This window comes from Methylobacterium sp. A49B, assembly GCF_053346215.1.
This window is the reverse complement of record NZ_JBKFBO010000084.1, coordinates 139,326-161,955: the sequence shown is the minus strand read 5'-3', so window position 1 is coordinate 161,955 and position 22,630 is coordinate 139,326. Positions and strand designations below refer to the sequence as shown.

Here is a 22,630-nt window from a genome sequence, read left to right as displayed (position 1 = left end):
CGCCGCTCAGGCCTGCATGCCCCAGCGCTGGACGGTGCGGCGCTCGATGGTCTGGAAGATCAGGTTCTCGACCACGAGGCCGATCAGGATGACGGTGAGCAGGCCGGCGAACACGTTCGGGATGTCGAGCATGTTCTTGTTCTCGAAGATGAACCAGCCCAGCCCCCCCGCCCCGGACGACACGCCGAACACCAGCTCGGCCGCGATCAGGGTGCGCCACGCGAACGCCCAGCCGACCTTCAGGCCGGTCAGGATCGAGGGGAACGCCGCCGGGATCAGGATCTTGCCGATCAGCCCCGGGCCCGACAGCCCGTAGTTGCGCCCGACCATCTTCAGCGTCCGGCTCACCGACAGGAAGCCCGAATGCGTGTTGAGCGCGATCGCCCAGGTCACCGAGTGCACCAGCACGAAGATCAGGCTGCCGTTGCCCAACCCGAACCAGATCAGCGCCAGCGGCAGCAGCGCGATCGCCGGCAAGGGATTGAACATCGACGTCAAGGTCTCGAGGAAGTCGGTCCCGATCCGCGACGCGATGGCGACGCCGGTGAGCAGCGTCGCCAGCGCGACGCCCGCGGCGTAGCCCATCAGCAGCACCTTCAGCGACACCCAGGCGCGCGCCGGCAGCGTGCCGTCCATGATGCCGCGCACGAACGCCTCCACGGTGGCGGTGAAGGTCGGGAACAAAAGGTCGTTGTCGAGGTAGCGCCCGTAGGCCTCCCAGATCCCGGCCAGCAGCGCCAGGATCAGCAGCTTGCGCAGCCACGCCTGGTTGTACAGCCGCTCGGCCCACGACAGCTTCTTCTCCACCACCGTGGCGCCGTGGGCGTGCCCGGTCTCGCGCACGATCTCGGGCCGGGGCGGGTCCGCAAGGGCGGGCCGCGGCGGCACCGTCCCCGGCCGGGGCGCGTCCGTCAGGGCTTGCGCGCTAGACATTCTCCGCCTCCTGGATCTCCTCCGAGAACAGCATCTGCTGGATCCGGCCCTCCAGCCGCAGCGCCGCCTCCGGGCTGTCGGCGCTGTTGAGCTCGGCCTTGACCTCGCCCGGGTGCGGCGAGAGCAGCAGGATGCGCGAGCCGACCTTGATCGCCTCGGGGATCGAGTGGGTCACGAACAGCACGGTGAAGCGCGTGCCCTCCCACAGCGCCAGCAGCTCGTCCTGCATGCGCCGCCGCGTGAGCGCGTCCAGCGCGGCGAACGGCTCGTCCATCAGCAGGATGTCGGGCTCCATGGCCATGCCGCGGGCGATGGCCACGCGCTGCTTCATCCCGCCCGAGAGCGTGTGCGGATAGCTGTCGGCGAACTTCGTCAGGTTGACCTTGTCGATGTACAGGTTGGCCCGCTCCAGGGCCGCGCGGCCCTTGAGCCGGCCCGAGGCCTCGAGGGCAAACACCACGTTCTGCCGCACCGTCTTCCACGGCAGCAGCTGGTCGAACTCCTGGAACACCATCATCCGGTCGGGCCCGGGCTCGGTGACCGCCTGACCCTTCAGGCGGATCTCGCCCTCCGTCGGCGCCATGTAGCCGCCCACCGCCTTGAGCAGCGTCGACTTCCCGCAGCCCGACGGCCCGAGCAGCACGAACCGGTCCCCGGGCCAAACCCGGAAGCTCACCCGGTAGGTGGCCGTGACGAGATGCTCGGGCGTCTTGTAGCGGAGCGTGACGCCGTCCACCTCCAGAAGAGGCTGACCCGTGTCCATCCTTCCTCCCTGCCGCCGCGGCTTGGGCCACGTTTCGTTGGCGGCCCGGATATGGTCCGGGCTTCACGGAAATGTGTATCGGTCGCACTCGGAGGCTGTAAAGGCGCTCACGCCCCGCGCGGCCCGCTTTGCGTCGCATCTGTCACGGCGGCCGAAGACGCTGTATCGACCATTAATATTCGTTTCTCGTCTAGTTTTCATATATTGAAGGCATTATTCAGGTCACAATACTGCAAATGTTATAAGGTATTGATCTCTTCCGACTTAAGCCGCTCATTTAGCGATCACCGTGGAAGTATTTTCTTAAAAGGTATCTTTCATCAATTCGCCGCATGGTGATGCACGCAATCCGATTGGTTCGGATCGATAGAAATCTTCGGGGCCCCTCCATGCGGTTTCAGTTATCCATCAAGGCATCCCTGATCGGAGCCTTCGGCTGTCTCGCCCTCATCGCCGCGGGACAGGGGACTCTCTCGCTGACCAAGCTGTCCGGCATCCGCTATTCTGTGAACGAGGTGACGAAGAACTGGCTGCCCTCGGTGCTGATCCTCGGAACGATCCAGAACGACGTGGCCGACATCCGCGTCAAACAATTCCGCATGCTGACCTTCAACGCCACACCCGAGCAGCGTGCCGACAACCAGAACCTGCAGGCGACTGCCATGGCCAAGCTCGCGGCCGACCGGGCGATCTACGAGCCCATGATCTCCTCGCCGGAGGAGCGGGCCCTGTGGGAGGCGTTCAGCGGGCTCTGGGCGCAGTACGAGGAATCCAACCGCGCGATGGCCCAGCTCCTCGAGCAGGGCCGGCCCGCGGAGGCGCTGGCGCTGATCGGCAGCCGCGCGCAGCTCGACCTGTACAACCGCATGCGCGAGGCCCTTGGGTCGGACGCGGAGCTGAACAACCGCAGCGCCCATCAGGAGACCAGCTCCGCCCTGACGCAGGCCGAGGCCGCCATGGTCGCCGCCTACGTGGCGGTGGCGTTCGCGGTGGCGGCAGCGTTCGCGGCGTCCCTGTTCGGGATGCTGCGGGTCTCGCGTCCGATCACGGTCATCACGCAGGCCATGGCGGTCCTGGCCCGCGGCGACGCGGCCGCCGCGGTGCCGTACCGGGACCGCCGGGACGAGATCGGCGCCATGGCGTCCGCCGTGCAGGTGTTCAAGGACAACCTGATCCGCACCCGGGCGCTGGAGGCGGAGACCGCCGAGGCGCGGCTTGCCGCCGAGGAGCAGCGCCGAAGCGGCATGCGCCAGATGGCCGACAGCTTCGAGCGGGCGGTCGGCGGCATCATCGGCCTCGTCTCGTCCTCCGCCACCGAGTTGCAGGCCACCGCGGGCTCGATGTCGGCCATGGCCAGCCAGACCTCGGCCCAGTCCACCACCGTGGCGGCGGCGGCCGAGGAGGCGGCCTCGAACGTCAACACGGTGGCGGCCGCGGCCGAGGAACTCGGCTCTTCCGTGCAGGAGATCGGCCGGCAGGTGGACGGCTCGGCCGACCTCGCCCGGCGCGCCGTGAGCGAGGTCGACCGGACCGGCGCGCTGGTGCAGGAACTGAGCGCGGCGGTCACCCGCATTGGCGACGTGGTCGGGCTGATCTCGTCGATCGCCGGGCAGACGAACCTGCTGGCGCTGAACGCCACCATCGAGGCCGCGCGGGCCGGCGCGGCAGGGCGCGGCTTCGCGGTGGTGGCCTCCGAGGTGAAGGCGCTGGCCGAGCAGACCGCCAGGGCCACCGAGGAGATCTCGGGCCAGATCAGCCGGGTCCAGGACTCGACCGGTCAGGCGGTCACGGCGATCGGCTCCATCACGGCGCGGATCCAGGAGATCAGCGGGGTGGCGACCACCATCGCGGCCGCCGTGGAGGAGCAGGGCGCGGCGACGCAGGAGATCGTCCGCAACGTCACGCAGGCGGCGCAGGGCACCGGCGCGGTGACCAGCACCATCACCGGGGTGGCGGGCGCCGCCGAGGAGACCGGGGCGGCGGCGAGCCAGGTGCTGGGCGCGGCCTCCGAGCTGTCGCGCCAGTCCGAGCACCTCGCCGCCGAGGTCGGGCGCTTCCTGGCGACCGTCCGGGCCGCCTGATGTCCTGGGCCGAGGGCATCCGGCTCAGGCCGGGTGCCACCACCGGCCCTTGAGCACCACGCCCTCCGCGGTGATCCTCTGGGCACCCGTCATGTGCTCGCCGCGGGTGTCGACGTAGTCGAAGGCGCCGTCGCGGACCGCCAGCACGGTGGCGTCGCCCAGCGCCCCGACCTTCAGGGTGCCGTACTCCATGCGCTTCAGCGCCACGGCGGCGTTCACCGTGGAGGCGGCGATGACGTCGGTGAGGCTCATGCCGAGGCAGAGCATCTTCGACATGGTGGTGACCTGATCGAAGGCCGGCCCCTCGATGCAGAGCTGGTGCACGTCGGACGAGATCGTGTCCGGCAGGAAGCCGCCGGCCAGCATGGCCCGGGCGGTCTTGAAGGCGAACGAGCCCTTGCCGTGGCCGATGTCGAACAGCACGCCCCGCGCCCGCGCCTCGCGGAGCGCCGGCTTCACCGCTCCTTGAGCGGTCACCGGCGAATTCGGGAAGGGCCGGAAGGCGTGGGTCAGCACGTCGCCGGGGCGGAGCATCGCCAGCACCTGCTCGTAGCTCGGCGGCGGCTCGTCGATATGGGCCATGAGCGGCAGGCCGGTCTCCTCCGCCACCTGCAGGGCGATGTCCAGCGGCGCGGTGCCCTGGTCGCCCGAGGCGTGGCGCCCGACCCGGACCTTGATGCCGACGATCACGTCCCGGTTGGCCTCGGCGACCTCGACCGCCTCCCGGGGCGCCATGAGCCGCGGGTCCTCGCTCTCGCCGACCATGACGGTCTTCGAGAAGCCGAAGATGCCCGCGAAGGAGACGTGCAGGTAGGCGAGGATCCGCGCCTGCGACCGCTCGATCACGTGACTGCGGAAGCCCGCGAAATTGCCCGGCCCGGCGCTGCCGGTATCGACCGAGGTGGTGACCCCGGAGGTCCGGCAGAATGCGTCGGCGTCGATGCCGAGCGAGGTGCCGCCCCAGTAGACATGGGTGTGCAGGTCGATCAGGCCCGGCGCGACGATGGCGCCGTCCATGTCGCGGACCTGCGTGCCCGGTCCCGCCGGCAGGTCGCGGCCGAAGCCCGAGACGCGGCCGTCCGCGAAGGCGACGTCGCAGATTCCGTCGTGGTTCTGCGACGGGTCGATGACCCGCGCGCCCTTCAGGATGAGGTCGTGCGGCACGGAAGGCTCCGGATGTGTTTCGCGGGACGCTCAACCGTCATGCCGCCCGAGCGACCGCGTCGTTGAGGTGGCAGGCGGCGAGGTGGCCGGCGCCCACGGGATCCAGCGCCGGCACCTCGGTCCGGCAGCGGTCGAAGGCGTGCGGGCAGCGGGTGTGGAAGCGGCAGCCCGACGGCGGGTTGATCGGGCTCGGCACGTCCCCCTTGAGCACGATCCGGGTGCGCCCGGCCCCGGGCTCGGGGATCGGCACCGCCGAGAGCAGGGCCTGGGTGTAGGGATGCTTCGGCGCCAGGAAGATGTCCCGGCGCGGACCGATCTCGACGATCTTGCCGAGATACATCACCGCCACCCGGTGGGTCATGTGCTCGACGATGGCGAGGTCGTGCGAGATGAACAGCATCGCAAGATCAAGCTCGCGCTGCAGGTCGCGCAGCAGATTGACGATCTGCGCCTTGACCGAGACGTCGAGCGCCGAGACGGCCTCGTCGCAGATGATCAGGTCCGGCTCGGCGGCGAGCGCCCGGGCGATGCCGATGCGCTGGCGCTGGCCGCCCGAGAACTCGTGCGGGAAGCGCCCGAGCGCCTCGCGCGGCAGGCCGACCCGCTCCATCAGGCTGGCCAGCCGACTCTCCAGATCGGCGGCGTTGCGGGCCAGCCCGAAATTGCGGATCGGCTCGGCCAGGATCGCCCGAACCCGCATCCGCGGATTGAGCGACGAGAACGGGTCCTGGAACACCATCTGGATGTGGCGCCGCAGGGGCCGGAGCGTCCCGGCCGAGAGGTCGTCGATGCGCTTCCCGTCGAGCACCACCTGGCCGGCGGTGGGGGCGTAGAGCCGCATCAGCGCCTTGGCGACGGTGGACTTGCCGCAGCCGGACTCGCCGACGAGCGACAGGGTCTCGCCGCGGGCGACCGTAAAGGACAGGCCGTCCACCGCCTTGAGCACCCGGGTCTGCCGGCCGAGCAGGCCGCCGCCGAGGGAAAAATGCTTCTTGAGGTCGTTGACCTCCAGCAGGGTGCGGCCGGCGGGTGCGGGCGTGGCGCTCATGCCGCGAGGGCGTCCTTCGGCGCGTAATGGCAGGCGGCGAGGTGGCCGGGCGCCTTCGGCTCCAGGGCCGGGGCGTAGGCGCGGCACAGGTCGGTGACGTCCGGGCAGCGCCCGGCGAAGACGCAGCCCTCGATCCTACCTTTGAGGCTCGGCACCATGCCGGGGATCTCGGCGAGCCGCGCGTCGGCCCCGTGCTCGACCGCGCCGAGCTTCGGCACAGCCCCCATCAGGCCGCGGGTGTAGGGGTGGCGCGGCGCCCGGAACAGGTCGCGGACCGGCGCCTCCTCGACCTTGCGGCCGGCATACATCACCACCACCCGGTCGGCGACCTCGGCCACCACGCCGAGATCGTGGGTGATCAGCATGATGGCGGCGCCGACCCGGGCCTTCAGGTCGCGCATCAGGTCGAGGATCTGGGCCTGGATGGTCACGTCGAGCGCCGTGGTCGGCTCGTCGGCGATCAGGAGCTTCGGCGAGCAGGCGAGCGCGATGGCGATCATCACCCGCTGGCGCATGCCGCCCGAGAGCTGGTGCGGGTATTCCCGCACCCGGCGCTTCGGCTCGGGGATGCCGACCAGCGTCAGCATCTCCACGGCCCGCGCCTCGGCCTCGCGCCGGCCGAGGCCCTGGTGCAGGCGCAGGGTCTCGCCGATCTGGCGGCCGACCGTCAGCACCGGGTTCAGCGAGGTCATCGGCTCCTGGAAGATCACGCTGATGTCGTTGCCGCGGATCTTGCGCATGGCGCTGTTGGGCAGGTCGAGGAGGTTTTTCCCTTCGAACTTGATCGCGCCGGCGATGCGGGCGGGCGGCTCGGGCAGGAGCCGCAGGATCGACATCGAGGTCACCGACTTGCCGCAGCCGGATTCGCCCACGATCGCCAGGGTCTCGCCCGACTGGATCGCGAACGAGACCCCGTCCACCGCCCGGTTCACCCCGTCGGGGGTGCGGAAATGGACCTGCAGGTTCTCGATCGACAGGAGGGGGGTGCCGCTCACGCCGGTGCTCATCAGACGTCCTTGGCCATGCGGGGATCGAGGGCGTCGCGCAGGCCGTCGCCGACGAGGTTCACGGCGAGCACCGTCATCGAGAGGAAGATGGCCGGGAACAGGATGATGTAGAACTTGACCTGCCAGAGCGCCCGGCCCTCGGCCATGATGTTGCCCCAGGAGGGCGTCGAGGGCGGCACGCCCGCGCCGATGAACGACAGGATCGCCTCGGTGATCATCGCGGAGGCGCAGATGTAGGTCGCCTGCACGGTCATGGGCGCCAGCGTATTGGGCAGGATGTGGCGCCAGATGATCGCCGGCATCCGGGTGCCGGTGGTCACGGCCGCCTCGACGTAGGGTTGTTCGCGCAGCGACAGCACCACGCCGCGTACGAGGCGGGCGACGCGGGGGATCTCCGCGATGGTGATGGCGATGATGACGTTCTGGACCGAGCCGCGGGTCAGCGCCATCAGCGCGATGGCGAGCAGGATCGGCGGGATCGACATCATCCCGTCGACGACCCGCATGACGATCCCGTCGAGCCAGCGCACCATGCCGGAGACGAGCCCGACCGCCAGCCCGGCGACTGAGGCGAGGAACGCCACCGAGAAGCCCACCAGCAGCGAGACCCGCGCCCCGTAGACCACCCGCGAGTAGACGTCGCGGCCGAGCATGTCGGTGCCGAACCAGTACTGGGCGGAGGGCACCCGGGTGCGCTTGGCGGGCGCCAGGGCGGTCGGGTCGACGGTGCCGAGATAGGGGGCCAGCACCGCCATCAGGAAGACGATGAGGAGCAGCACGCCGCCGACCACGATGGTCGGGTTGCGGCGCACGTAGGTCCAGACCGGGCCCCGGCGCTTGCGGGCCGGGATCACGTCCGGCAGCGGCGCCGCGACGGCGAGGCCGGGCGGCGGTGCTGCCTTGGCGGTCACGCCCTCGGGCGGGGCGCCCGCCGGCGGGGCGTGGTCGGGGAAGGGCGCGACGGTCGCGGTCAATAGCGGATCCTCGGGTCGAGCACGGTGTAGAAGAGGTCGATGGCGAGGTTCACGAGCACGTAGACGAAGCTGAACAGCAGCACGACGCCCTGGATGACCGGGTAGTCGCGCCGCAGGATCGCGTCGACGGTGAGGCGCCCGAGGCCGGGGATGGCGAAGACCGTCTCGGTCACCACCGCGCCGCCGATCAGCAGGGCGATGCCGATGCCGATGACGGTGACGATCGGCACCGCGGCGTTCTTGAGGGCGTGGACGAACAGGACCGGCCCCTGCGACAGCCCCTTGGCCCGGGCGGTGCGCACGTAATCCTGGCTCAGCACGTCGAGCATGGTGGCCCGCGTCACCCGGGCGATCAGCGCGATGTAGACGAGGCCGAGCGTCACCGCCGGCAGGATCAGGTTGGACAGCCAGGGCCAGAGCCCCTGCTCGATCGGCGTGTAGCCCTGGACGGGCAGCCAGCCGAGTTCGAGGGCGAAGACGTAGGCCAGGATGTAGCCGACCACGAAGACCGGCACCGAGAAGCCCGTCACGGCGAGCCCCATGACGAGGCGGTCGATCAGGCTGCCGGCCTTCCAGGCGGCGACGACGCCCAGCGGCACCGCCACCACGATGGCGAAGACCAGGGTGACGAGCATCAGCGAGACGGTGGGCTGCACCCGCTGGCCGATCATGGTGGTGACCGGCAGGTTGGTGAAGATCGAGGTGCCGAGATCCCCGTGGAGGATCTGCCAGGACCATTCCCAGAACCGCACCAGGAACGGCCGGTCGAGGCCGAGCGTGGCGCGGATGCGGGCGACGTCGTCGGGCGTCGCCTGGTCGCCCGCGATGATCGCCGCCGGGTCGCCGGGGGCGAAATAGAGGAGGCTGAAGACGAACAGCCCGACCACCGCCATGACCGGGATGGTGGCGAGGATGCGCCTGCCGATATAGCCGAGCATGGGGCCTCGCTAGGGCGTGGGCGAGAGGGACTGAAGGGCTCGACGCATCCCCCTCCCCCCTCTGCGGGGGAGGGTGGCCCCCGAAGGGGGTCGGGAGAGGGGAACCCGGCTTCCGGAAGGGACGCGGCCTGCATGAAGGGCAAAGCCCGATCCTGCATCGTCGCTCCCCTCTCCCGACCCTCGCTGACGCGAGGGCCACCCTCCCCCGCAGAGGGGGGAGGGAGCCCGCACCAGGCGTGCCGACCCGACCATCACCCGCCCCCTCACGCCTTCGACACGCCCCAGGTGAAGGGGATCGGCCCCTTCACGATGCCCGAGACGTTCTTCCGCCACGCCTGGTAGCCGAGGAAGAACCCGGTCGGGACGTAGACCACGCCCTCGCAGGCGGCGGCGTTGACCTTGTCGATGGCGGCCTTCTCGGCGGCCGGATCGGCGGCATCGAACCACTCGGCGATGGCGGTCTCCACCGGCGGGATGTTCGGCCAGCCGAACCACGCCTTGTCGCCGCTCGCCCGCACCGCCGGGTAGCCGGCCGGGTTGATGGTGTCGGCGCCGGCGTGCCACGTGTGGAACATGTTCCAGCCGCCCTGGGACGGCGGCGCCTTGGAGGTCCGCCGGGTGCCGGTGGTGCCCCAGTCGGTGGCGACGAAGTCGACGTTGAAGCCCATCTGCTTCAGCAGGTCGGCGGTGATGTCGCCCTGCGCCTTGGTGATCCCCTGGTCCTGGGCCACGATGCAGACCACCGGCTCGCCCTTGTAGCCGGCTTCCTTAAGCAGCTTCTGGCCGAGCTTGATGTCGCCCTTGCCGACATTCTCGCCGCCCGCCTCGCTGTAGAGCGCCGTGCCGGGGGTGAAGAAGCCCGGCAGCTTCTTCCACAGGCTGTCGTCGTCGCCGACGATCGCCCGCATGTAATCCTCTTGGCTCATCGCGGTCATGACCGCCTGCCGGATCTTCGGATTGTCGAAGGGCGGGTACAGGTGGTTCATCCGGAACGACCCGATATTGCCCAGCGGGTCGGCGATATCGACGTTGAGGTTGGCGTTCTTGCGCAGGAGCGGGACGAGGTCGGAGATCGGGTTCTCCCACCAGTCGACTTCGCCGTTCTGCAGGGCCGCCGAGGCGGTGGCCGCGTCCGGCATGATCACCCACTCGACCCGGTCGACCAGCATGCGCTTGCCCCCGGCGAGCCAGGAATTCGGCTCGTCCCGGGGCTTGTAGTCGGCAAACGTCTCGAACACCGCCCGGGCGCCGGGCACCCACTCGTTGCGCACGAACTTCATCGGACCCGAGCCGACATACTCTGTGATCTGGGTGAACGGGTCGGTCTTGGCGATCCGCTCCGGCATCATCAGCGCCATCGGGGCGTTGGTCTTGCCGAGCGCGTAGAGGAGTTTCGGGAACGGCTTCTTGAGGCGCCAGCGGAAGGTCCGGTCGTCGGTCGCCGCGAGTTCGTCCTGGACGCCGCGGATCATGATGCCGATCGGGTCGCGGGCCATCCAGCGGTTGAGGCTCGCCACGATGTCCCTCGCCTGCACCGGCTCGCCGTCATGCCACTTGAGGCCGGGCCGCAGCCGGAAGGTCCAGGTCAGCTTGTCGCCCGAGACCTCCTCGGACTCGACCATCTGGCGCTGCGGCTTCAACTGGTCGTCGACGCCGTACAGCATGTCCCAGACGAGGGTGCCGGCGTTGCGCACCACGTACTGGGTCCCCCAGATGGGATCGAAATTGGCGAGGTTCGCCTGGGGCACGAAGCGCAGCACCTTGGCGCCCTGCGCCCGCGCCGGCCGCGCGAGTTGCGGCGCAGCCATACCGAGCGCAGCCGAGCCCTTGAGAAAGGTCCTGCGGTCCATCGTCGTCTCCCTGGCGGTGCGGATCTCAAGCATCGGCCGCCGGCCCGCACCTTGCGGGCGAGTTTGAACAATTCTTAAGCAGAGGCGCAATGGCCCGGCGTGACAACGGGGCCCGGGCAAGCGTTCGCGCGGCCGTCGGACGGACGGCGTGGGGACTGGCGCGGGCGGCAAGTGGGGTCAGCGGGCTCACGGCGCGCCTCACGCAAACCCCGCGCCAGCACGGCCGCGAGTGCGTTATGTATTCAGGATGACTGAAGGATCATCGGCGCGCGGCACAGGGCTTCACGGGCGGCAGATCGCGACCGGCCCTTCTCTCGAGCGGACTACGCTGTTCGCACATCTCGATCAGGAACAGGCACACACAGCTCCGCTGCTCCCCCTCCCCCTGTTGCGGGGGAGGGTGGCCCCTGCGTCAGCAGGGGTCGGGAGAGGGGAGCGACGTTTCCGGAAGAATCGCGACCAACATGAAGGCCAGCGGCTACTTCTGCGCCGTCGCTCCCCTCTCCCGACCCCCTTCGGGGGCCACCCTCCCCCGCAGAGGGGGGAGGGAGACCTGCGGAGCCGTCTTGTCCGCTCTCAGAGGAGATGTGTGAACAGCGAAGCCGACACGGGAGAGGGAACCCACGCTGCGTTCCGCGGCCGCCTCAGCCCACCTGCCGCAGGTGCGCGCCGCGCACGCTCGGATTCGCCTGCATGGCGCGGATGAAGGCGGCGATGCGGGGCGCGATCACCGCCCGGTAGCGGGACCCGTTGAACACGCCGTAATGGCCGACGCCGGCCTGGAGGTGGTAGGCCTTGCGCGCCTCCGGCAGGTTCGGCGTCAGGTCCAAAGCCGCCTTGGTCTGCCCGACGCCCGAGATGTCGTCGTTCTCGCCCTCGACGGCGAGGATCGCGCAGCGGCGGATCGCCCCGAGATCGACGGGCGTACCCCGGTGCGTCATCAGGCCCTTCGGCAGGGCGTGGTCGACGAACACGGTCTGCACGGTCTGGAGGTAGTACTCGGCGGTGAGGTCCATCACCGCGAGGTACTCGTCGTAGAACTCGCGGTGCTTCTCGGCCGAGTCACCGTCGCCCTTCACCAGATGGTCGAACATGTCCGAGTGGGCGGTGACGTGGCGGTCGAGGTTCATCGCCATGAAGCCCGACAGCTGCAGGAATCCCGGATAGACCTGGCGCCAGGCGCCCGGATAGATCGGCGGCACGAGGCTGATCGTGTTCTTCTCGAACCACGCCTGCCCGCGCTCCTGCGCGAGGCAGTTCACCGCGGTGGGCGAGCGGCGCGTGTCGATCGGCCCGCCCATCAGGGTCATGGAGGTCGGCACCGCGGGCTCGTCGGTCGCCTCCATCAGCGCCACCGCGGCGATCACCGGCACCGCCGGCTGGCACACCGCCATCACGTGCAGGTCCGGCCCGAGGACGGCGAACATCTCCTGCAGGTAGTCGATGTAGTCGTCGAGGTCGAACCGTCCGGCGACCACCGGCACCATCCGGGCGTCGGTCCAGTCGGTGATGAACACCCGGTGGTTCGGCAGCATCGCCTCCACGGTGCCGCGCAGCAGCGTGGCGTAGTGGCCCGACATCGGCGCGACGATCAGCAGCTTCGGCTGCGGTTCGGCAGGAGCCGTCGGGAAGGCGCGGTCGAAGGCGATCAGGCGGCAGAACGGCCGCTCCCAGACCACCCGCTCGGTGACCGGCACGGGGGCGCCGTCGACGACCGTCTCGGTGAACCCGAAGGCGGGCTTGCCGTACTGGCGGGTGACGCGCTCGAACATCTCGCAGCCGGCACTGACCGCGCGGGCGTAGGGTCCGTAGGCCAGGGGATTGCCCGGCATCTGCAGCCCGTAGCGCGTGAGGTCCGCGGCGACCCGGGCCGGCGCCATCAGGGCGCGGGCGCCCTCGTACATGGAATAGGCCAGCAGCATCGTCACCTCGCAGTCCTGATCGGGTCGGCGGCATCCAGCCACGCGGCCCATCCCCGTCCAACCCGACACGTTAGGATAATGCTCCACGCTGAATGAAGGCGGAACATCCCGCACCCGCGACGACTTGCCTGAGACAACTTGCCTGTGACCCGTTGCCTGTGACGACGTTAGCCAGCGACGACTCGTCCGAGTCGGCTTGCTGGGATCCCCGCTCCTGCGCCAAGGGGTCGGGATCGCGGAAACGACCCGCGAGAAGCCGGGCGGCGCGTGCCGTCGGGCGCATACCGAACCTGCGCATGCCCGACACCGATCTCAGCGGCCTCGGCCGCGACGCCCGACATCTGCGGCTCGACACCTTCGTCCGCCTGCGCTGGCTCGCCATCACGGGCCAGAGCGCGGCGGTCGTGGGGGCGCAGTTCGGCCTCGGCCTGCCGCTCCCCTTCGGCTGGTGCTTCCTGGTGATCGCCACCTCGTCCTGGCTGAACCTCGCCCTGCGGATCCGCTTCCCGGCGAGCTACCGGCTGAGCGACGATTCCGCCGCGCTGCTGCTGGCCTTCGACATCGTGCAGCTCGCCGCCCTCCTGTTCCTCACGGGCGGCCTGCAGAACCCGTTCTCGCTGCTGTTCCTCGCGCCGGTGCTGATCTCCGCCACCGCGCTGCCCCCGGAGCGGACCCTGGCGCTCGGTCTCCTGGCGGTGGGGCTCGCGACGCTGCTGGCCCTGGTGCACCGGCCCCTGCCCTGGTTCGCCGACGGGCGGATCGAGCTGCCGTTCCTGTACGTCTCGGGCGTCTGGACCGCGATCCTGCTCGGCACCGCCTTCACGGGCGTCTACGCGTGGCGGGTGGCGGAGGAGACCCGGCTCCTCGCCCAGGCGCTCGCCGCCACCGAGCTGGTGCTCGCCCGCGAGCAGCACCTCTCGCAGCTCGACGGGCTGGCGGCGGCCGCTGCCCACGAACTGGGCACACCGCTCGGCACCATCATGGTGGTGACCAAGGAGCTGATCCGCCAGCTCGGGCCCACGGCCTCGCCCGCGGTGGCGGAGGATCTCGAGCTGCTGCGCGAGCAGGTCGACCGCTGCCGCGGCATCCTGGGCAAGCTCACCTCCCTCGACGGGGACGGGGCGAACTTCCTCGAGACGGTCACGTTCAGCCACCTCGTGGAGGAGCTGGTCGCCCCGCAGCGCGGGCTCGGCGCCGTCCTGGACGTCACCAGCACGGGCGACGGGCCGGAGCCGGCCTGCCGCCGCAACCCGGGGGTGATGTTCGGCCTCGCCAACATCCTCGACAACGCCGTCGATTTCGCGGAGGCGCGGGTTTCCGTGGAGGGGCGCTGGAGCCAGGAGCGCGTCTGGATCGAGATCCGCGACGACGGGCCGGGCTTCTCCAGCGAGGTGCTGCTGCGGGCGGGCGAGCCCTACGTGACGACCCGCAGCCAGGACCGGCCGCAGACCGGCGGGACCGTGGGGGCCGGGCTCGGCCTCGGGCTGTTCATCGCCAAGACGCTGATCGAGCGCTCGGGCGCCCAGCTGACGCTGACCAACGTCTCGGCGCCGGATGCCCACGGCGCCGTCGTGCGGGTGTCCTGGGCCCGCCACATCTTCGAGCGGGGCGCCGCGCCGCGGCATTCTCCCGAACTCAATATACGCACCCCCCTGCCGCCGCGCGATGCCGTACCTATATAGGGGACAGACCAAGAACCCGACGAAATAACCCGAAAGGAGTGCCGGATGCTCACGCAGACCGGGATTTCGGCGGCGACCGACGCTGCCGTGATCAACGAGGCCGATCCGCTGGCCGCCTTCGCCGACCGCAGCCTTCTGATCGTCGATGACGACAAGCCCTTCTCCACCCGCCTCGCCCGCGCGATGGAGAGCCGCGGCTACCACGTCCAGGTCGCCGACAGCGTGGCCGACGGCGTCTCGGCCGTCGAGGCGCGGGCGCCCGCCTTCGCGGTGATCGACATGCGCCTCGGCGACGGCAACGGCCTCGACGTGATCGCCCGCCTCAAGGAGCGCCGGCCGGAGGCCCGGGGCGTGATCCTGACCGGCTACGGCAACATCGCCACGGCGGTCACCGCGGTGAAGCTCGGCGCCTTCGACTATCTCGCCAAGCCCGCCGACGCCGACGAGATCCACGGCACCCTGATGGCGCAGCCCGGCGAGCGGGCCGACCCGCCGGAGAACCCGATGTCGGCGGACCGCGTCCGCTGGGAGCACATCCAGCGGGTCTACGAGCTGTGCAGCCGCAACGTCAGCGAGACCGCGCGGCGCCTGAACATGCACCGGCGGACGCTGCAGCGGATCCTGGCCAAGCGCGCGCCGCGCTGATCCACCGGCCGACGCACGGTCGGTTGCATCGGCCTGCCCTGGTAGGCTAGTCGCACGGGTCTCGGGCGTTCGCGCCCGGGACCCGATCTGTTTGGGGGCTTGAGACCGTGAACGGGCGCAACGCCATCACCATCGTGAGCATGATGGTCCTCGTCGGCACCGAGGTGTTCGCCGTGGCCATCGCGGCCGGCTGGGCCATCGCCGGCATCTTCGACCTCGGGGAGCGCGTGGGCCACGTCCTGATGGGCGTGTTCAGCCTGTTCGCGGCCTGGATCATGCTCCAGCTCTGGCGCCGGGCGACCAGCATCGAGCCGCTGCGGGCGACCTCCGCGGCGCCCCGCCGGTAAGCGAACCCCGCGCGGACCCGCCCCGCCCTCGCGTTGCTGGCGAGCCGGGAGGGTCCCTGTTAGAACCGCTCCGCGGCCGGCTGCGTAACGGCGCCGCAGCTCACATCCCGTCCCCGGCCCCCTGCGAGACCCGAAGACCCATGAAAGCCCGCATCATCGTCACCCTGAAGACCGGTGTTCTGGACCCGCAGGGCAAGGCGATCGAGGCCGCCCTCAAGTCGCTGGCCATCGAGGGCGTTGACGGCGTCCGGCAGGGCAAGGTCTTCGACATCGAGGTGTCGGCGGCCGACGCCGCCGCCGCCGAGGCGACCCTGCGCACCGCCTGCGAGAAGCTCCTGGCCAACACGGTGGTCGAGAACTACGCGATCGAGATCCTCTGATGCGCGCCGCCGTCGTCGTCTTCCCGGGCTCGAACCGCGAATCGGACGTCGTCCGGGCCCTGCGCCGGTCGGGCGCCCAGGTGGACCTCGTCTGGCACGCGGACCACGAACTCCCCGCCGGGACCGACCTCGCGGTCCTGCCGGGCGGGTTCTCGTACGGCGATTACCTCCGCTGCGGCGCCATCGCCGGCCGGGCGGCCGCGATGGACGCGGTGCGGGCCCATGCGGCCCGCGGCGGCCTCGTCCTCGGGATCTGCAACGGATTCCAGATCCTGTGCGAGTCCGGCCTCCTGCCGGGCGTGCTGATGCGCAACGTCAACCGGCGCTTCATCTGCCACCGGCAGACGCTCCGGGTCGAGCGCACCGACACCCGCTTCACCAGCGCCTACAGGCAGGGCCAGGTGATCGACGTCTGCGTCGCCCACGGGGAAGGCAACTACTTCGCCGATCCGGAGACCCTGGCGCGGATCGAGGACGAGGGCCGGGTGGCGTTCCGGTACTGCGACGCGGACGGCACCATCACCGTGGAGGCCAACCGCAACGGCTCGCTCAACGCCATCGCCGGGGTCTATTCCGAGAACCGCAACGTCCTCGGGATGATGCCGCATCCGGAGAACTTCGTCGAAGGCCTGATCGGCGGGACCGACGGGCGCGGGCTTTTCGACAGTCTCGCGGCGTGAGAATGGGCCACGAGAATCGGTATTAACCAACGGTTAGGGTTTTCAGGCCATAAACAGGCATCCAGACTTCTGGATATCGAGTTGGACGTTGTTCGTCCGCTCTGTTTGATGCCTCCCTGAAGACTCTTCCAAGCCGCTCCATCCGGGGCGGCTTTTTTCTGTGCGCCGGGGGCGTGCCCGCACGCGATTCGAGAACGCGACCGAGCATCCGCGTCTCACCCTCCGCCACCCCGGCGGGCTACCGGTTTCGCACGGTGTCCCTGATACCGTTTCCGGTTGAACGCTTCGGTCGGTGCAGCCCGCTCCGTCTTTGCGGGCGCAGCGAAGCAACCCAGGGCTGCGGTACCTCGGGGAGCGTGGCGCGATCTGGATTGCTTCGCTCCGCTCGCAAAGACGGCGGAACCGATCCGATCAACCGGAAACGGTATGACGCCGCACAAGCAGAACGTGGCGCGGATCCCCTCGCCTGTGCGGACTCGCGGATTCACACTTCCGGGGCTGAGACCAACACCCCTGAAGAATGGGCGCTTTCCCCTCCCCCTTGCGGGGAGAGATCAGGGGTGGGGGTGGTTCAGGTCTGGTCGCCGCGGTGCCGTCTGCACCACCCCCACCTCCGGCTCCTCCCCGCAATGGGGAGGAGAGCGCCTCGGCGCAGAGTGGGCGCGGTGCGCTCTGCCGGCCCCATCGGGCAAAAGAAAACGGCGGGTGCCAGACCCGCCGTGATCCTCTCAGTACAACCCGCCGGCCTGCGCGGCCCGGTCGGCGTCCGGCGGCACCGCCGCGGTCGCGGGCGGCGGACCCTCCCGGTTCGCGGGCGGCGCCACGTAGGAATCCGGCGGCGCGGTGCCGGGCTTGAACGCCTCCAGGATCGTCCCGGCGCCCTCCCCCGAGCCGGCGCGGGTGCCGCTGGCGAGGTTGACGCGGATCAGCTTGATCCCCGGGGGCACGCGGAACGGCGTCGGCGGCTTGTCCTTGAGCGCCGTCTTCAGGAACTCCAGGGCGATCGGCGCCGCCAGGCCGCCGCCGGTGGCGCGGTCACCGAGCGAGCGCGGCTTGTCGAAGCCGAGATAGATGCCGACCGCCAGATCCGGCGAGAAGCCCACGAACCACGCGTCCTTGGCGTCGTTGGTGGTGCCGGTCTTGCCGGCGAGCGGCTTGCCGATCTGTTTCAGGATCGTGGCGGTGCCGCGCTGGACCACGCCCTCCATGATCGAGACCATCTGGTAGGCGGTCAGCGGGTCGAGGACCTGCTCGGAATCGTCCACCAGCTTCGGCTCGTCCTGGCCCGACCACTTCTCGGCGTCGCAGCCGATGCACTTGCGGTTGTCGTGGCGGTAGATGGTCTCGCCGGTGCGGTCCTGGATCCGGTCGATTAGGGTCGGCCGGATGCGCCGGCCGCCATTGGCCAGCATCGAGTAGGCGGTGACCATGCGCATCACCGTGGTCTCACCCGCGCCCAGCGACATCGGCAGCACCGGCAGCATGTCGTCGTAGACGCCGAAGCGGCGGGCATACTCGGCGATGAGCGGCATGCCGACATCCTTGGCGAGCCGGACCGTCATCAGGTTCTTCGAGTGCTCGATGCCGTAGCGGAGCGTGTGCGGGCCGCCGGACTTGCCGTCGTAGTTCGAGGGCGTCCAGGCCTCCTGGCCGGGGCCGGCCTCGATGGTGATCGGCGAATCCTGCACGATCGACGCCGGGGTGTAGCCGTTGTCCAGAGCCGCCGAGTAGACGATCGGCTTGAACGAGGAGCCCGGCTGGCGCATCGCCTGGGTGGCGCGGTTGAACTCGGACTCGTCGTACGAGAAGCCGCCGACCATGGCGTGGACGCGGCCCGTGTTCGGGTCCATGGCCACGATGGCGCCGGAGACCTCCGGCTTCTGGCGCAGGCGGAACTGGCCGCGGCCGCCCTCCATCGCCTCGACATAGACCATGTCGCCGGCCTGGAGGTTCGGGCGGCCGGCCCAGCGCATGCCGTCGGGGGTGATCACGCCGGTCTCGCGATCCTTGCCCACTTGGCCGGACGCCTCGCGCCGGGGCTGGAGGCCCACCTGCACGCCGCCGGCGCCGTTGCCCAGCACCACGGCGAGCCGCCACGGCGCCACGTCGCCGAGCGCAGGAACCTCGGCCGCCGCCATGCCCCAGTCGCGCCCAGTCAGGTCGACCTTGGTGACCGGACCACGCCAGCCATGGGCCTGGTCGTAGCGCACGAGGCCGTCGACCAGCGCCTTGCGGGCCCAGGCCTGCATCTTCGGGTCGAGGGTGGCGCGCACCGAGAGGCCGCCCTCGTAGAGCTTCTTCTCGCCGTAGCGCTCGGAGATCTCGCGGCGAACCTCCTCGGTGAAGTAGTTGGCGTTGGCAGCGTTCGGGAAGGCGACCCGCGGGTTGACGCCGAGCGGCATCTTCTTGGCGGACTCCGCCTCCTCCTTGGTGATGTAGCCGTTCTCCGCCATCAGGCGGATGATCTCGTTGCGGCGGTCCAGCGCCGCCTGGGTCTTGCGGTAGGGGTGGTAGTTGTTCGGCCCCTTCGGCAGGGCGGCGAGGTAGGCCGCCTCGTTGATGGTCAATTCGTGGACCGACTTGCCGAAATAGTCGAGCGCCGCCGCCGCGACCCCGTGCAGGTTGCGCCCCGGGACGATGGTGCCCAGGAAGATCTCGTTGAGGTACAGCTCCAGGATCTTGTCCTTGGAGTAGGCCGCCTCGATCCGGAGCGCCAGCAGCGCCTCCTTGATCTTGCGGTCATAGGTCTGCTCGGAGGACAGCAGGAAGTTCTTGGCGACCTGCTGGGTGATGGTCGAGGCGCCCTGGCGCTTGCCCGATTTCGCGTTCGTCAGGAAGGCGCGGACGATCCCCTCGGGGTCGATGCCGCCGTGCTTGTAGAAGTTCTTGTCCTCGGCCGACAGGAAGGCCGCCACGACGATCTTCGGCATCGCCTGGATCGGCAGGTAGAGCCGGCGCTCGCGGGCATACTCGGCCAGCATCGAGCCGTCGGCCGCGTGGACGCGGGTCATCACCGGCGGCTCGTAATTGGAGAGCGCCGCGTGGTCGGGCAGGTCCTGGCTGTACTTCCAGTAGAAGTAGCCGCCCACCGCCGCGCCGACCACGAACAGCACCGCGGCGGCGCTGAACAGGATCCCGAAGAAACGAAGGATCAGACGCATCCGGTGTTCCGCTCGTCGCTGGCCCGGCCGCATGCCGGAATCGGCTCATCCGGCGCGTAACGTCCGCCCTCGATGCGGTCGGCCCCCGGATAGTCCCGTCAGGCCCCCTCGAAATGCCGGCTCAGCGGCGGTGCGACGGGGCGTTCGGATGCCCCGTATCGACACTTACTCTATGGTAAAACTGGGGCGACGGCGGCCGAGCGGCGCGTCCCCACCGGCCGCCCCAGCGTGGCACGATTGGTGAAGAACAGGTCGATCGCCTTGGCCATGGAGCCGGTGACGCCGGCCCGCCACTCCGGCGATTGCAGCATCTCCAGGTCGCGCTTGCTCGACAGATAGCCCAATTCCACCAGCACGCTGGGCACGTCGGGTGAGCGCAGCACCACGAAGCGCGCCTCGCGGTGGGGCTTGGAACTCATCTCCATCACGGGGGCGAGCTGACCCATCAGCGTGCGGGCGAAGCCCGACGAGAAGCCGCGGGTCTCCCGCAGGGTCAGCTCCTGCAGGATGTCGGCGATGTCGGGCGGCGCCTCGGCGGCCTCGACGCCCGCGGCGGCATCGGCCCGGTTCTCGCGCTCGGCAAGCTTGGCGGACTCGGCGTCGGTGGCCTTCTCGGACCCCGTGTAGATCGTGGCGCCGCGCACCTGGGGGGCGGCCGAGATCGAATCCGCGTGGATCGACACGAACAGGTCGGCCTTGGCCTCCCGGGCGAGGCGCACCCGCTCGGCCAGCGGCACGAACACGTCCCGGTCGCGGGTCATCCGGACCCTGTAGCGGCCGCCCGCCTCCAGCTTCTCGACGAGCGCCTGGGCGAAGCCGAACACGATGTCCTTCTCGAACACGCCGCCCACCGCGATGGCCCCGGGATCGGTGCCGCCGTGGCCGGCATCGACCATGATCAGCGGGCGCCGGTCGGCGGGCTCGGGCGCGGCGGTCCGGGCCTGCACGGGGGCGGGATCGGCCGCGGACGCCGCCTTCCGGAAGGCCTCGCGGTCGGCGCGCTGCAGCGGGATCGTGAGCAGGACGGCCCCGTCCTTGGGCCGCGTGGCGGTCTCGATCCGTCCCACCGTGGCGGGCGAGGCGAGGTCGATCACGATGCGGGAGCGGCCCGGGGCGAACAGGCCGTAGCGGAAGGATTGCACGAGGCCGTCGCGGCGGCTGCCGGTGCCGGGTTCGAGCTGGAAGTTGACCTCGGGCAGGTCGATCACCGCCCGGTCGGGCCGCTCCATCACGAAGCCGCGGGCCTCGACGGCGCGGGACAGGGTCAGGGTGAGGCGCGTCGTCCCCGCCTGGGTGGCCAGATCCGCCCCGATGGCGACCGCGGGTTTCTCGCCGGTCTCCGCGCGGGCCGACGGTCCCGCCAGCGCCAGCGCGAGGCAGAGACAGGCGGTACGAATCAGGCGCGTGCAGCTCGGCATCGGTCCGGCATCGTCTCCCGTGCCCTCCACGAGGGCATAGGACCGGCATGGTTAACGGATGGTCACCCGTGCCGGTTCGCTCGGGCCGTTCCTGAGACCGCAATGCGACGATCCCGGGGCGGTCGCAGGGCCACGGACCCGGGTTGCGACGCTGCCGCTTGCTGATCGCCTCGCAACACCCGTCCCGTCATCCCGGGGCGCCGCAGGCGTGCCCCTCCGGGTCCTGCTCCGCAGTTCCGGAATGACGGCTTAGTTCTCCCGAGGTCGAGACGAGTCCCGTTGACCCGGATTCGCAGCCCTGGAGGCAATCGCCCCGGGACGCTTCAGCGGAACGCCATCACCCGACTCGCCTTGCTGACCACCGTGACCCAGCAGCTCAAGGAGGCGTCGGCGGCGCGCTGCGCCTCACCGACCTGGAGACGGATCAGGTCGGCCGGCGTGCGGGCGTCGGACAGGGCGCGCAGATGCGCGAGGGCGGCCTCGCCCTCGCCGCGCATGTAGCGCGCGATGGTCGAGCTGATCTCGACGACGTCCCAGCGCTCGGGCGCGAACACGATGCGCTGCGAAGCCGGGGCAGCGGCGACGGCCGGGGATTCCGCCAGGACGGGAGACAGGTCCGGTGCGACGGCGTCGGTCGGCGCCGATCCCGGCTGCACGACCGGCTCGGCCTCCGGGATCGGTGCCTCGTCGGGGGCCGCCGCGGAGGACGGCTCGGGCTGAGGATCACCCTGCGGGTCGGAGATTTCGGTGGTGGCCTGCGCCACCGGTTCGGCCGTCCCGGCCTCCGGCACGACGGCCGCCTCGACGGCGAGCCCCTGGTCCGTGGCAGGATCGGTGGCCGTCTCGTCCTTGGACGTCTCGTACTTGGACGTCTCGTACTTGGCCGTCACGGCCTTGGCCGTCTCGATGGCGGAGATCCCGGTCGCGGGCGTCTCGGCCCCGGACGGCACATCCGCATCAAGCGGCGGCTTCGGCTCCCAGGCGGGACGTCCCCCTCTCGGTCGACGCGGCTTTCCCATCGCGCGATCTCCTCCTGTCCGCGGCAGCTCGTTCCGGGCGGAGCGGCGGCCGGAGGATCGTGCGCGGCCGGCCCGCTCGCCCCGCCGGGGCCGGACCTGTGACGCTCGGGCGTCGAAATCTCTGGGTCCGGCCGGCGCGAAGCGGCCGTCCGGATGCCGGAACGCGACCCCGGATGACCGGGGTCGCGCGGTTTCGCCTTAGCGGGCGGCGTTCTGGGCGAGGGCGCCGTAGTCCTTGGCCTGCGCCTGCAGGGCGGCAAACTGGCTGCGGACGAACTCGGACTGGAGCTCGAAGGCCTCGCGCAGGTCCTTGGTGCGCACGAGCTTCTGGGCGAAGTCGAAGGTCGCGTTGGCGTTGGTCTGCGCGTGATCAAACCCCTTCGCGACCGCCGCGGTGAAGGTCGACTGGAAGGTCTGGCCCGAGGCCTGGACCTGCTCAGTGGCCTTGATGGCGTTCGCCATGAGGGTGCCGACGGCGTTGCGGGCCTGGTCGACGCTCTTCTCGGCGAAGTCGCGCATCTCGGTCGGGATCTCGAAGTTCGGGGTCTGCATCGATGTCTCCAGCATCATTCTTGGAGCGGGACGCCGTCTGCGTCCGCGGTGACGCGCCTCTATATG

Annotated in this window: 19 protein-coding genes; 6 read left to right on the top strand and 13 right to left on the bottom strand. The window is 70.1% G+C overall.

The genetic code is table 11. The features are described from left to right. Window positions 1-6 precede the first annotated feature (6 nt). Both ACLBX9_RS11730 and ACLBX9_RS11725 read right to left on the bottom strand, forming a co-directional pair. Window positions 7-933, bottom strand: a complete 927-nt coding sequence (locus ACLBX9_RS11730; RefSeq protein WP_447717960.1) for an ABC transporter permease — start codon at window positions 931-933, stop codon at window positions 7-9. Then, complete coding sequence (locus tag ACLBX9_RS11725) at window positions 926-1,696, bottom strand: ABC transporter ATP-binding protein (protein WP_010685112.1); 771 nt, start codon at window positions 1,694-1,696, stop codon at window positions 926-928. Before ACLBX9_RS11725 ends, ACLBX9_RS11730 begins: the two co-directional genes overlap by 8 nt. Before the next feature lie 389 nt (window positions 1,697-2,085). On the opposite strand from ACLBX9_RS11725, the gene ACLBX9_RS11720 reads away from it, so the two are divergent. Further along, the gene (locus tag ACLBX9_RS11720) at window positions 2,086-3,777 is read left to right on the top strand and encodes a methyl-accepting chemotaxis protein (protein ID WP_447719031.1); all 1,692 of its coding nucleotides are present in this window, start codon (window positions 2,086-2,088) and stop codon (window positions 3,775-3,777) included. Between the two features lie 24 nt (window positions 3,778-3,801). On the opposite strand, the gene ACLBX9_RS11715 is transcribed toward ACLBX9_RS11720, so the two are convergent. The 7 genes from ACLBX9_RS11715 to ACLBX9_RS11685 all read right to left on the bottom strand — a co-directional run bounded on the left by ACLBX9_RS11715 (window position 3,802) and on the right by ACLBX9_RS11685 (window position 12,680). Next, window positions 3,802-4,941 (bottom strand): amidohydrolase/deacetylase family metallohydrolase, encoded by a 1,140-nt coding sequence (locus tag ACLBX9_RS11715; protein WP_447719030.1) that lies wholly within the window; start codon window positions 4,939-4,941, stop codon window positions 3,802-3,804. 37 nt (window positions 4,942-4,978) lie between these two features. Next, window positions 4,979-5,989 (bottom strand): ABC transporter ATP-binding protein, encoded by a 1,011-nt coding sequence (locus tag ACLBX9_RS11710; RefSeq protein WP_010685115.1) that lies wholly within the window; start codon window positions 5,987-5,989, stop codon window positions 4,979-4,981. Beyond that, window positions 5,986-6,996 carry an ABC transporter ATP-binding protein gene (locus ACLBX9_RS11705; protein WP_447719029.1) on the bottom strand — a complete coding sequence of 337 codons (1,011 nt, stop codon included), beginning with the start codon at window positions 6,994-6,996 and terminating at the stop codon, window positions 5,986-5,988. The genes ACLBX9_RS11710 and ACLBX9_RS11705 overlap by 4 nt, the downstream gene beginning before the upstream one ends. Then, on the bottom strand, window positions 6,996-7,907 hold the full coding sequence (locus tag ACLBX9_RS11700) for an ABC transporter permease (RefSeq protein WP_039893924.1): 912 nt from the start codon (window positions 7,905-7,907) through the stop codon (window positions 6,996-6,998). Before ACLBX9_RS11700 ends, ACLBX9_RS11705 begins: the two co-directional genes overlap by 1 nt. Window positions 7,908-7,966: 59 nt before the next feature. Further along, window positions 7,967-8,908, bottom strand: coding sequence for an ABC transporter permease (locus tag ACLBX9_RS11695; RefSeq protein WP_010685118.1), 942 nt, complete (start codon window positions 8,906-8,908; stop codon window positions 7,967-7,969). 263 nt (window positions 8,909-9,171) lie between these two features. Beyond that, entirely contained in the window at window positions 9,172-10,758 is a 1,587-nt protein-coding gene (locus ACLBX9_RS11690) for an ABC transporter substrate-binding protein (protein ID WP_447719028.1), read from the bottom strand. 644 nt (window positions 10,759-11,402) lie between these two features. Continuing rightward, window positions 11,403-12,680: a polyhydroxyalkanoate depolymerase gene (locus ACLBX9_RS11685; protein ID WP_447719036.1), complete on the bottom strand. Its 1,278-nt coding sequence runs from the start codon at window positions 12,678-12,680 to the stop codon at window positions 11,403-11,405. 296 nt (window positions 12,681-12,976) lie between these two features. Here ACLBX9_RS11685 and ACLBX9_RS11680 point away from each other — a divergent pair, with 296 nt between their 5' ends. The 5 genes from ACLBX9_RS11680 (at window position 12,977) to purQ (ending at window position 16,414) form a co-directional block, all read left to right on the top strand. After that, a complete protein-coding gene (locus ACLBX9_RS11680; RefSeq protein ID WP_010685121.1) occupies window positions 12,977-14,362 on the top strand; it encodes an ActS/PrrB/RegB family redox-sensitive histidine kinase in 1,386 nt (461 codons plus the stop codon). A gap of 45 nt (window positions 14,363-14,407) precedes the next feature. Continuing rightward, window positions 14,408-15,007 (top strand): ActR/PrrA/RegA family redox response regulator transcription factor, encoded by a 600-nt coding sequence (locus ACLBX9_RS11675; protein ID WP_010685122.1) that lies wholly within the window; start codon window positions 14,408-14,410, stop codon window positions 15,005-15,007. Window positions 15,008-15,114: 107 nt separating this feature from the next. Continuing rightward, the gene (locus tag ACLBX9_RS11670; protein WP_010685123.1) at window positions 15,115-15,354 is read left to right on the top strand and encodes a hypothetical protein; all 240 of its coding nucleotides are present in this window, start codon (window positions 15,115-15,117) and stop codon (window positions 15,352-15,354) included. Between the two features lie 140 nt (window positions 15,355-15,494). Then, entirely contained in the window at window positions 15,495-15,734 is a 240-nt protein-coding gene (purS, locus tag ACLBX9_RS11665) for a phosphoribosylformylglycinamidine synthase subunit PurS (protein WP_010685124.1), read from the top strand. Continuing rightward, window positions 15,734-16,414, top strand: a complete 681-nt coding sequence (gene purQ, locus ACLBX9_RS11660; RefSeq protein WP_010685125.1) for a phosphoribosylformylglycinamidine synthase subunit PurQ — start codon at window positions 15,734-15,736, stop codon at window positions 16,412-16,414. The genes purS and purQ overlap by 1 nt, the downstream gene beginning before the upstream one ends. Before the next feature lie 728 nt (window positions 16,415-17,142). Here the strand turns inward: purQ and ACLBX9_RS11655 are convergent. The 4 genes from ACLBX9_RS11655 to ACLBX9_RS11640 form a co-directional block, all read right to left on the bottom strand. Next, window positions 17,143-19,575, bottom strand: a complete 2,433-nt coding sequence (locus tag ACLBX9_RS11655) for a penicillin-binding protein 1A (protein WP_447719027.1) — start codon at window positions 19,573-19,575, stop codon at window positions 17,143-17,145. A gap of 170 nt (window positions 19,576-19,745) precedes the next feature. Beyond that, window positions 19,746-20,993 (bottom strand): N-acetylmuramoyl-L-alanine amidase, encoded by a 1,248-nt coding sequence (locus tag ACLBX9_RS11650; RefSeq protein ID WP_447719026.1) that lies wholly within the window; start codon window positions 20,991-20,993, stop codon window positions 19,746-19,748. A 323-nt stretch (window positions 20,994-21,316) separates the two neighbouring features. Next, entirely contained in the window at window positions 21,317-22,012 is a 696-nt protein-coding gene (locus ACLBX9_RS11645) for a hypothetical protein (protein ID WP_447719025.1), read from the bottom strand. Between the two features lie 198 nt (window positions 22,013-22,210). Beyond that, window positions 22,211-22,564 (bottom strand): phasin, encoded by a 354-nt coding sequence (locus ACLBX9_RS11640; RefSeq protein ID WP_010685130.1) that lies wholly within the window; start codon window positions 22,562-22,564, stop codon window positions 22,211-22,213. Between the last annotated feature and the right edge of the window lie 66 nt (window positions 22,565-22,630).